The sequence below is a fragment of the Armatimonadia bacterium genome (assembly GCA_039679385.1).
Classification (GTDB): domain Bacteria; phylum Armatimonadota; class Zipacnadia; order Zipacnadales; family JABUFB01; genus JAJFTQ01.
Genome location: JBDKVB010000024.1, coordinates 1 through 8,258 on the forward strand (window position 1 = coordinate 1; position 8,258 = coordinate 8,258).

The following is an 8,258-nucleotide window of genomic DNA, read 5'->3' on the forward strand; positions in this document are numbered from 1 at the left end:
CACACTGCGCTGGCGGTGCTTGAGCCCGGTCAGACCCGCGTGAGCAGCATCTTCGACACGCTGACGCCGGTTGCCAAGGGTGCGCCGTGGCACGGCGTGGATACGGGCTGGAACGGTACTCCGGCCATGATGCTCGGACTGCGCGACCAGGGCGTCAACCTGATCGTCATTCACCTGGGACCGAGCCAGCTCGACAACGGGGAGTACGACGAACTCCTGGCCTTCTGCCGGGCAACGGGCATCCACTTCCAGATCAACAATGAGCACTCCAACTGGGTCGCCGAGGCACCGGACCCGACGGGCCGGAACCGGTTCGATGCGCCGGGCGGCTGCCATCGCTGGGATGTGGAGGCGAAGGCCCTGGAGGCGGCGGCTGCCACGGGGGTCTTCGAGGGCGTGGTGTATGACGAGGGCGAGCACATGCAGCTTTGCCGCAACAACTACTCGAAGCTGCCTGACCCCGTGCACCGCATGCCCTACCTGGTGGAGACCACCGGGATGACGCTGCCGCAGGCCTACGAGGCCTTCCTCGGTGCGGCGCGGGGAGTGTCGGAGTACAACCGGGCCCACGGCTCCCGGATGCTGGTGGAAAGCGTGTTCCCGGCGCTATGGCATCCTCTGGCGCGGGCCGGAGTGACGCTGTGCCCGAAGCTGCTCAAGGAGGACGTCAATCCGGTTGTGCTGGCGCTGTCCCTGGGAGCGGCGAAAGAGTACAACGCCGAGCTGTGGTATAGCCCGGACTTCTGGTTCCATGGCTGGTTCCCGGGGCACACAGTCGAGGAGTACGAAGCCGCCCTGCGACTGGCCCACGCCGCCGGAGTTGACAACGTCTACACCGAGGGTCTCCTGGGCACCTGCCGTCTGACCGGCGCAACCTACCAGCTCACTGAGTATGGTTTGGCTCTGCGCAGCTTCGTCCGCGACTATCTCCCGGCGCACCCGCGGAACTACACCTACCGCGACTACGAGCCCGAGGTCGCCATCGTGCGCTTCCCCGACAGTGACTGGGGACAGGCCTCCTGCTACTACTGGAAGACGCTCTATGGTGCCGAGGACCTCCCGCCGACCGCTGAGACCGGCGAGTGGATGCAGATCTTCAACCTGCTCACCGGCGGCGCCAGCGACCCACGGGCGGTCAACACCAACAGCGCAGTCTACCCGCGCGAGAAGTGGGACTTCACCCTTCCGTGCCCACCGACGGCGGTCTTCGACCACCTCGTGGGAGAGGAACTGCTGCGGACCGCGCACACGCTGTTCCTGTGCGGAATCACCATCTCCGACAACACCCTGACCGCCGTGCGCAACCGCGTCAAGCAAGGCACAATCTGCTTTGCCCCGGCGCGTCTGTGCCCGGAGGACGTCCGCAAGCAGACTACGACGCTCCCGGCCAAGATCCAGGACGGTGCAGGCTCCTGGATCGTCGTGGAGAGCTTCACCCTGGAGGGCCTCGGAGCCTATGCGAAGCTGCTGCCGACGGTCGGCACGGACATGCGCCTGCGCTTCAAGGGCCAGGAAGTACGGATCGGCGCACTCGGCACCGATCCAGTGATCGTACCCGCCGCGAAGGCTCCGGGCCAGGCGAAGCCGTAAGGCCGGCCTTCGAGACTACTACCCGGAGTCGCCGCGCGTGACCTCGAAGCGGGCGGTCTGCGTGGTGCCGGTGAGGACGTCGCGGGCCTTCACAGTCCAGACGCCCGGCGAGTCGTTCCGAGCCAGCGGCCAGGTCGCGTCGAGCTTGCCCGACGGTGCAAGCAGGTTCCGCTGGTACTCGAAGTGGGTCACCCCGGCCGGGTCAACAAGCTCCAGGTGCAGCACGTGGTCACCCGCAGTGCCCTGGCTGGTCTCCAGGGCGGCGGTCACTCGGAGCTCGTCACCAGGCCTCACCTGCGCCGGTGCTGTGAGTCGCAACGCCGTCACCCGGTAGGGCAGGCACGCATAGAGCACGCAGCTTCCGGGGTCGAGGGTAGCCTGGGTTTCCTTGACCTCGCCCAGGTACTTACCCGCGCGCAGGTCGTAGAGGTGGCTGGCCTCGCCGAACCGGACTCTCACCGGGTCGCTGTCCTGGCAGCGTCGGAAGTCGCGGATCAGGCCGTAAACCGTTAGTGGCCCCCGGCGGAAGGTAGCGAGTTCATAGCAGCGCGGCGGATTGCCTTCTGGGACCGCATCAACCGTGACCTCGCGTGGGATTCCGGCCGCCGCAGTGACCTGCCGCAGAATCTCGCGCACGCCCACATCGTAGGCCGGCATCCCGAAGTTCAGGTACACTGCAAGGCCCTTGCCGTGAGCCTGAAGGAGCACCGCCGGTTCCCCTGTTGCGTGATGCGCCAGGACTTTCGCACCGGCTGCCGTCAGAGTCTCGCGCCCGAAGAGCTGCAGCGTGAGCCCCTGCAGGTTCAGCCCGGAGCCCGCAGCTTCGCCCGTCACCGTGGTCTTCCCGTAGTCGATGCCGCCGGTTCCGCGCTCCACTCCGAACAGCCGCCGCAAGAGAGCTGAGTCCGGATAGGGCTTGCCGTGCTCATCCGTGCGCAGGCAGTTGAGATCGCCCACCAGCACACCGCCCGCCTCGACGTAGCTCTCCAGCTTGCTCACCAGGTCCCCGTTGGCGGCCACGGTGAAGGGCAGGATCAGCATCGGGAACTGCCGGAGCACCTCACTGCCTGTGATCTGCTCGGGCGTCACATATTGGTAGTCGAGCTGCAGCTCGTTGAGGTGTTGCCGGAAGAAGAAGGCGGAGCGGAAGAAGGAGCCGTAGCTGTCGCAGCCATCGGCTTCCGACGGGTCCGGCTCCGTGGTCTTCGACTGGCACCAGGACACCAGCATCGAGGGGAAGGACCACAGGACGGCGACCTTCGGTTGCTCGCGCTGGTACTCGATGAGCAACTTCCCGCAGCCTGCACGCAGGTCGGCGATACTCTCGCGAACGGCCTGCGAGTAGCCGGTGTAGCTCAGATCGGGGTAGACCAGCGACCACGAAGTCCCGCGCGGAGCGTCCACCGCAATCGCGGCGAAGTAGCTGATTCCCCGCGAACCATGGAGCGCCAGCCACCAGGGCTCATACCGCGCCGCAAGGGCACGCCGGTCATAGCCGATCCAGCCGTAGTTGAAGAAGGGACGCGCCTGGGTCTCACCGGGTGCTTTCCGGGCTGCCTGTGCCTGGGGTGTCTCGATGAAGCCGCGCCACAGGTCGAAGATGGCCTTGTGCCCACTCGCCTTGATGGCCTCCGAGTACTCCTGTCCCCAGCCATAGCCGACCTGTGTTGCCAGTCGCCAGAAGTCGTTGCCGTTGAAGGGCGTCACGCCGAAGGTGTTGGTCTGGCCAATTGGCATGCTGGGATTGCCCTCGTGGTAGCCGTCGACCGCCGTCTTCAGCGCGCTGATCCAGGTCTCCGTCATGAAGGTGCGGAAGTCCACGAAGGGGCCGAAGTTGGCCTTGCCGCGGATCTCCTCGGTCTTCGTGCCCTTGATCTGGCTCCAGTCGGTGAAGCTGGTGTCCCACTGGCGGTTGAGCGCCTCGAGCGAACCGTAGCGTGCCCGGAGCCACTCCTGGAACTTCGCCTGACACAGGGGGCAAAAGCACACCTCCTGCCGACTGTGCTGATCGGAGAGCAAGAGCTCGTCGCCGATGCCTACGGCGAACATGCCCAGGTCGCGCTGGTCGGTGGCGGGCTTCCGAGCCTGATCGCGGCAGTCGGCGAGGACCTTCGGGTCATTGAGGCAGGTCCGGCGAAGGTCGCTGGTGCTGCCGTTCTCGCGGAACAGGCCCATGCCGCCGATGTACCCGGCGGAGAGCAGACCGTGGCCCGCGACGAGATCGGGGCTCTGGGCGAACTCGGAGTTGAAGCCAAGGTCTCGGAGGCGCTGCGACAAGCGCTCCTGCACGAAGGGATGCAGCATGCCCTGGCCCCAGCAGGTGATCGTGAAGTCCTCTGCCGCCAGCTCCGGTCCCATCGCCGGTATCCGCAGCGGGATCCAATGACTATCTTGCTCTCGACCTCCGGTCATCGCCTGCACCCAGACTGCGTGGTGGACTCCGAGGGGCGACCAGCCCGGCAGGTCCAGTGAGACACTGTCGCGACCGTCGACCTGCAAGCGTGCCTCCGAGACGACTCGTCCGAAGGCGTCGATCACCCGGGCCACAAGCTCGGTTCCAGTGGCTGCCGGGGTCTGGAGCTTCGCCGTCACCTTCACCGGCTCGCCTGGGGCATAGGCTGCCCGGTCAGTGGTGACTTCGGCAAGGGTGGTCGCCTGAGGACGGTCGACCCAGAAGCTGCCCCAGTTGACAGCCAGCCCCCCGGCGTCGAGGAGCGTGACGTCTGCGATCACAGGACCCTCGGGCAAGCCCGCCGGCACTGGCACGCTGACCCGACCGTCTGCACCGACCGGGAGTTCCTGTGCCGGTTCGCGTCGCCAGGGACCGTCGAAGCGGACCTCGCGACTGCTGCGGAGAGTGACCCGGAGCTTGCTGCCCGCAGAGGCGCCTTCGACCCGTACCTGCAGCGCCTGTCCCGTCGCGGATTCGAGGCTGAGTCTGGTTGCGGGTTCCCCTCGCGCCGCCCAGGTGATTGCACGCGAGAGCTGACAGAAGGACCACTCCCACTCGGCGAACTCGCGGGACCACCAAGCCGCCCTGCTGGTGTCGGCGGCAAGGCAACCCCAGAGGCGATTCGCCCCCACGGGGAAGCTGAGCCGAACGACGCGGCCCTGCCCCAGTTTGCCGGTCTGAACCGAGGGACGCAGAATCTCGGGCATGCGGTTCTCGGGGTAGCCACTTCGCAGCCAGTGCTCCGCCGGCACCTCGGTCAGGTCCTGGGGCTTGAGGAACTTGCTGGCGATGCCGAAGCCTTCGAGGATCACCAGCCCGGCTCCGGCGCTAACTCGGCGAGCAATCTCGGCCCTGAGCCCCTCCCCCATCCGGGCGTTCACCACATAGACCTCGTAGAACCCCTCCTGCAGTCGTCGCATCGCCTGGCGCCCTGTGGGTGAGACCAGCATTTCGCCCTCGTAGCCGGTGACGAGAAGGTCCGAGTCCATCTGCAGGCGCAGGTCGAGCTCCGACCACTCCCTGCTGCTCTGAAGGGCGCGGGTAACGCAGAGGGTCTTCAGCGCCCCTCCCGCCACCGGGTTCGCCCAGCTGATGTAGTCCTGGGTCTCCAGTGGCTCTGCCGGGCGATCGATGGCCGGGAAGTGCAGTTGCTGGATCAGCACTTCCTTCGGCTCGCCCTCACGCAGCGAAACACTGTCATAGAAGATCATGCCCTGGCGGCTGACGTTGTAGATATAGAGCCGACACGCGGGGTTCGGCGCGGTGAAGGTGGCGACGTACTCCTCGTAGGTCGCCGCCGGCTCGAGGTTCCACACGATGGACTGCTCGATGCTCGGGCGCTCCGGGCCATGCATGATCAGTGCGCCACCGCTCGCTCCGTCGACGCCGCGCAGACGCATCCTGAGCGTGTACTTCTGTCCCCGTTTGAGGGTCACGTTCTGAGTCGCCACCACGTAAGTGCCCGGCCGTGAGGCCAGTTCGTAGTTGCGGCTCAGATAGGTGACCTCCTGCCACTTCGCGGTCTGGGGCGACGTGCTCCAGTCGTCCGGCATCCCGTTGCCATCGGCGTCGAGGTCGAAGCCGGGGTTCTTGAGCAGCTCCTCGGGGGCATCCTGAGCCAACGCCCAGGTGCAGGTCAGCAGCCCGAAGATGAGGAGACACAGCACGCGTCGTGACGGCATGGAGGTCACTCCTTCGCGGTGGCACGGAAAGGGGGCTCTCGCGAGGAGTGTTCCCTCGAGCAGGCGGCAGGTCCTGCCCGGTACCGAGACCCAGGAGCACGCCACCACCTCGCAGGTTTTGGGCAAGGGGTCGGCGAAGGGGCCGCCGGAATTAGGTGGCTCTTGCCTCGCTGCAAGGGACCGCCCGGATCTGCCCCGGCACGCTGCTTTCAGGAGGCCTTTGCCATGCGCATCTCGCACCCTGCCTGCCTGCTGCTCCTGCTTACCGTCACTCTCCAGGCCCAGGAGGCCCTTCCGACGTCAGTCCCGATCGGCATCACCGATCTGCTGATTGACGGGCACCCGACCGTCGGCTACCAATTCGACGGGAAGGCTCCGATCTCGCTCGGCTACGACTGGAACGGCTACTCCGCAGAGAGCGGCGTGTACTTCACGCCCGAGGATACGCTTGAGCCCGGCGGCCAGGTCTTCCTGCACTGCCCCTGGGTCGGCGGCGCGGGTATTGCCTTCGCCGACTATGCGGTGAAGCTGCCGCAGACCGGGCGGGTCCGCCTTCAGTTCCAGATCGCCCTCCGTTCCGGCGCACAGAAGAGCGACGGGGTCACCTACCGGGTTCGGGTGAAGGATGAGGTTGTCTTCGAGCAGCACTGCACCTGGAAGGTCTTCCGGCCCTTTGAACTCGACCTGAGCCGTTTTGCGGACACGCAGACCGTGCTGCGCCTCGAAGTCGATCCGGGACCAGCTCGCAGCACCTCCGACGACTGGTCGCTCTGGCGGTCGGTGCGGCTCTTCTGCGGTGACGACGCCCAGATCGCCGCAGCGAAGGCCCAGGCTGACGCCTTGCTGGCAAAGGCCCGCGCTGGTGACCTGGCCGTGGGTGAGAAGCTCGGCCGTACCTCGCTGCTTGCCCTGACCTCCCATGAGGCCGCAGGCGTGCGTCCAAGCACACTCTCGCCGGTGAGTACTTCCGTCCGCAAGGAGGGCGAGGCTTACGTCTTCACCTGCCAGGGCGACGAAACCGTGGAGTACCGCTTCGTACCGGCGGAAGGTCTGGTCAGCGGACTGAGTGCCACGGTGAACGGCAAGGCCCTCAGCCCGGCTCCCTTCCAGGGCGGTCCTCGCGTGCATCTCGACGGTCTGGACTTCCCGCTTCCCTCGCCAACTCTCACCACGCAACTGGTCGGCACACAACTTGACGGCGACAAGGTGATCTGCCGGTACCGCTACGTCAATCCGAAGACCGGCTCCGCAGCACGTCTCCGGGCGACGCTATGGGCTGAGGGCAAGTCGATAGGCCTGGAGCTCTCCGGCGAGCCGGACCGCTTCAGTGGCTTCGCCGCGCAGCCCGCCGGGGGACGCCCAATCACGGCAACCTTCGCTGCAGGGCCGCCGATTCGCCGTGCGGATGGCTACTACGCCTCGGTCGTGGTGGACCGCCTTCGGACGGACGCTTCCGGGGTCGCCTCCGGAGCCGTGACGAGCTACCGGCCTCTCACCAACGGGAAGCGCAATGCCCTGCATGACGTCCTCTACCTCACGGTCAGCAGCCGCTTCGAGGAGACGCTCTCCAACTCGCCCTTCAAGGCTTCGCCCTTCCTGGAAGACCTGTCGCACCGCGTAGTGCTCGATGGCTGGGGCGGCAACTTCGCCGACAACGAGCAGTGGCTCAAGGACATGAGCCTGTACGGCATCGACGGCTTCCTGATGATCAAGCACGTCTGGCAGCGCGACGGATACGACCACACCTATCCCGACACCATGCCCGCGAAGGCCTCCATGGGTGGCGACGAGGCGCTCCGCAGTCTGTCCCTCACGGCGCAGAAGCTGGGGCACGAGTTCTGCGTCCACGAGAACTACTACGACTACTACCCGAACGCGGAGTCCTTCAAGGAGGCCGACCGCCTTCTGAACAGCGAGGGCAAGCCGGTCGACGGTTGGGATAACGGGCAGGTGCGCGCCGTCATCCTCAAGCCCTCGAAGCTGATGGACTACGTGCGCGAGTTCACGCCGCAGATCAAGCAGCGCTACGGCTGCAATGCCGCCTACCATGACATCATGCCGACCTGGCACGTTGACTTCGACGCCAAGGCGCCCGGTGCGGGCATGATCCGCTACACCCACGAGCAGACCCAGGCGCTGTGCGACTTCGACCGCGCGATCTTCGGCGGACCGGTAGTCTTCGAGGCCGCCGATCCGATGATGGCGGGCGTCTACGACGGCGGCTGCAACCACGGCGTCGACACCTACCTTTCTCCGACGGCCGTTGCCTACGAGGTGCTCAAGGTCCATCCGCGCCAGTCCAACCACGGCTTCGGCTACTACGAGCGCTGGCTGCCCTGGGGCTACAGCATGCCCGTGTGGGGCAGCTATGTGATGACCGACCGCGAGCTCGACAAGTACCGGGCGTACACCATCGCCTTCGGCCGCACCGGGTTCATCGGCATGCAGCTCATGAAGCATCCGCACGGCGTGGTGCGTGAGTATCACCTGATGCAGGCCTTCGGTCGCGCCTACACCGGACAGTTGGCGAACCG

At 66.2% G+C, this 8,258-nt stretch carries 3 protein-coding genes; 2 read left to right on the top strand and 1 reads right to left on the bottom strand.

Translation table 11 applies throughout. The features are described 5' to 3' along the window. Positions 1-1,590 (top strand): hypothetical protein (locus ABFE16_02540; GenBank protein ID MEN6344150.1); only part of this gene is annotated, 1,590 nt, incomplete at its 5' end. Positions 1,591-1,608: 18 nt separating this feature from the next. Here the strand turns inward: ABFE16_02540 and ABFE16_02545 are convergent. Further along, positions 1,609-5,724 carry a beta-galactosidase gene (locus ABFE16_02545; protein MEN6344151.1) on the bottom strand — a complete coding sequence of 1,372 codons (4,116 nt, stop codon included), beginning with the start codon at positions 5,722-5,724 and terminating at the stop codon, positions 1,609-1,611. 225 nt (positions 5,725-5,949) lie between these two features. On the opposite strand from ABFE16_02545, the gene ABFE16_02550 reads away from it, so the two are divergent. After that, positions 5,950-8,258: DUF5696 domain-containing protein (locus ABFE16_02550; GenBank protein MEN6344152.1), on the top strand; the 2,309-nt coding region annotated here is incomplete at its 3' end.

Bases quoted from the DNA above. Each gene is read 5' to 3' on its own strand.
- ABFE16_02545 (MEN6344151.1), bottom strand. From the start codon at position 5,724: ATGCCGTCACGACGCGTGCTGTGTCTCCTCATCTTCGGGCTGCTGACC.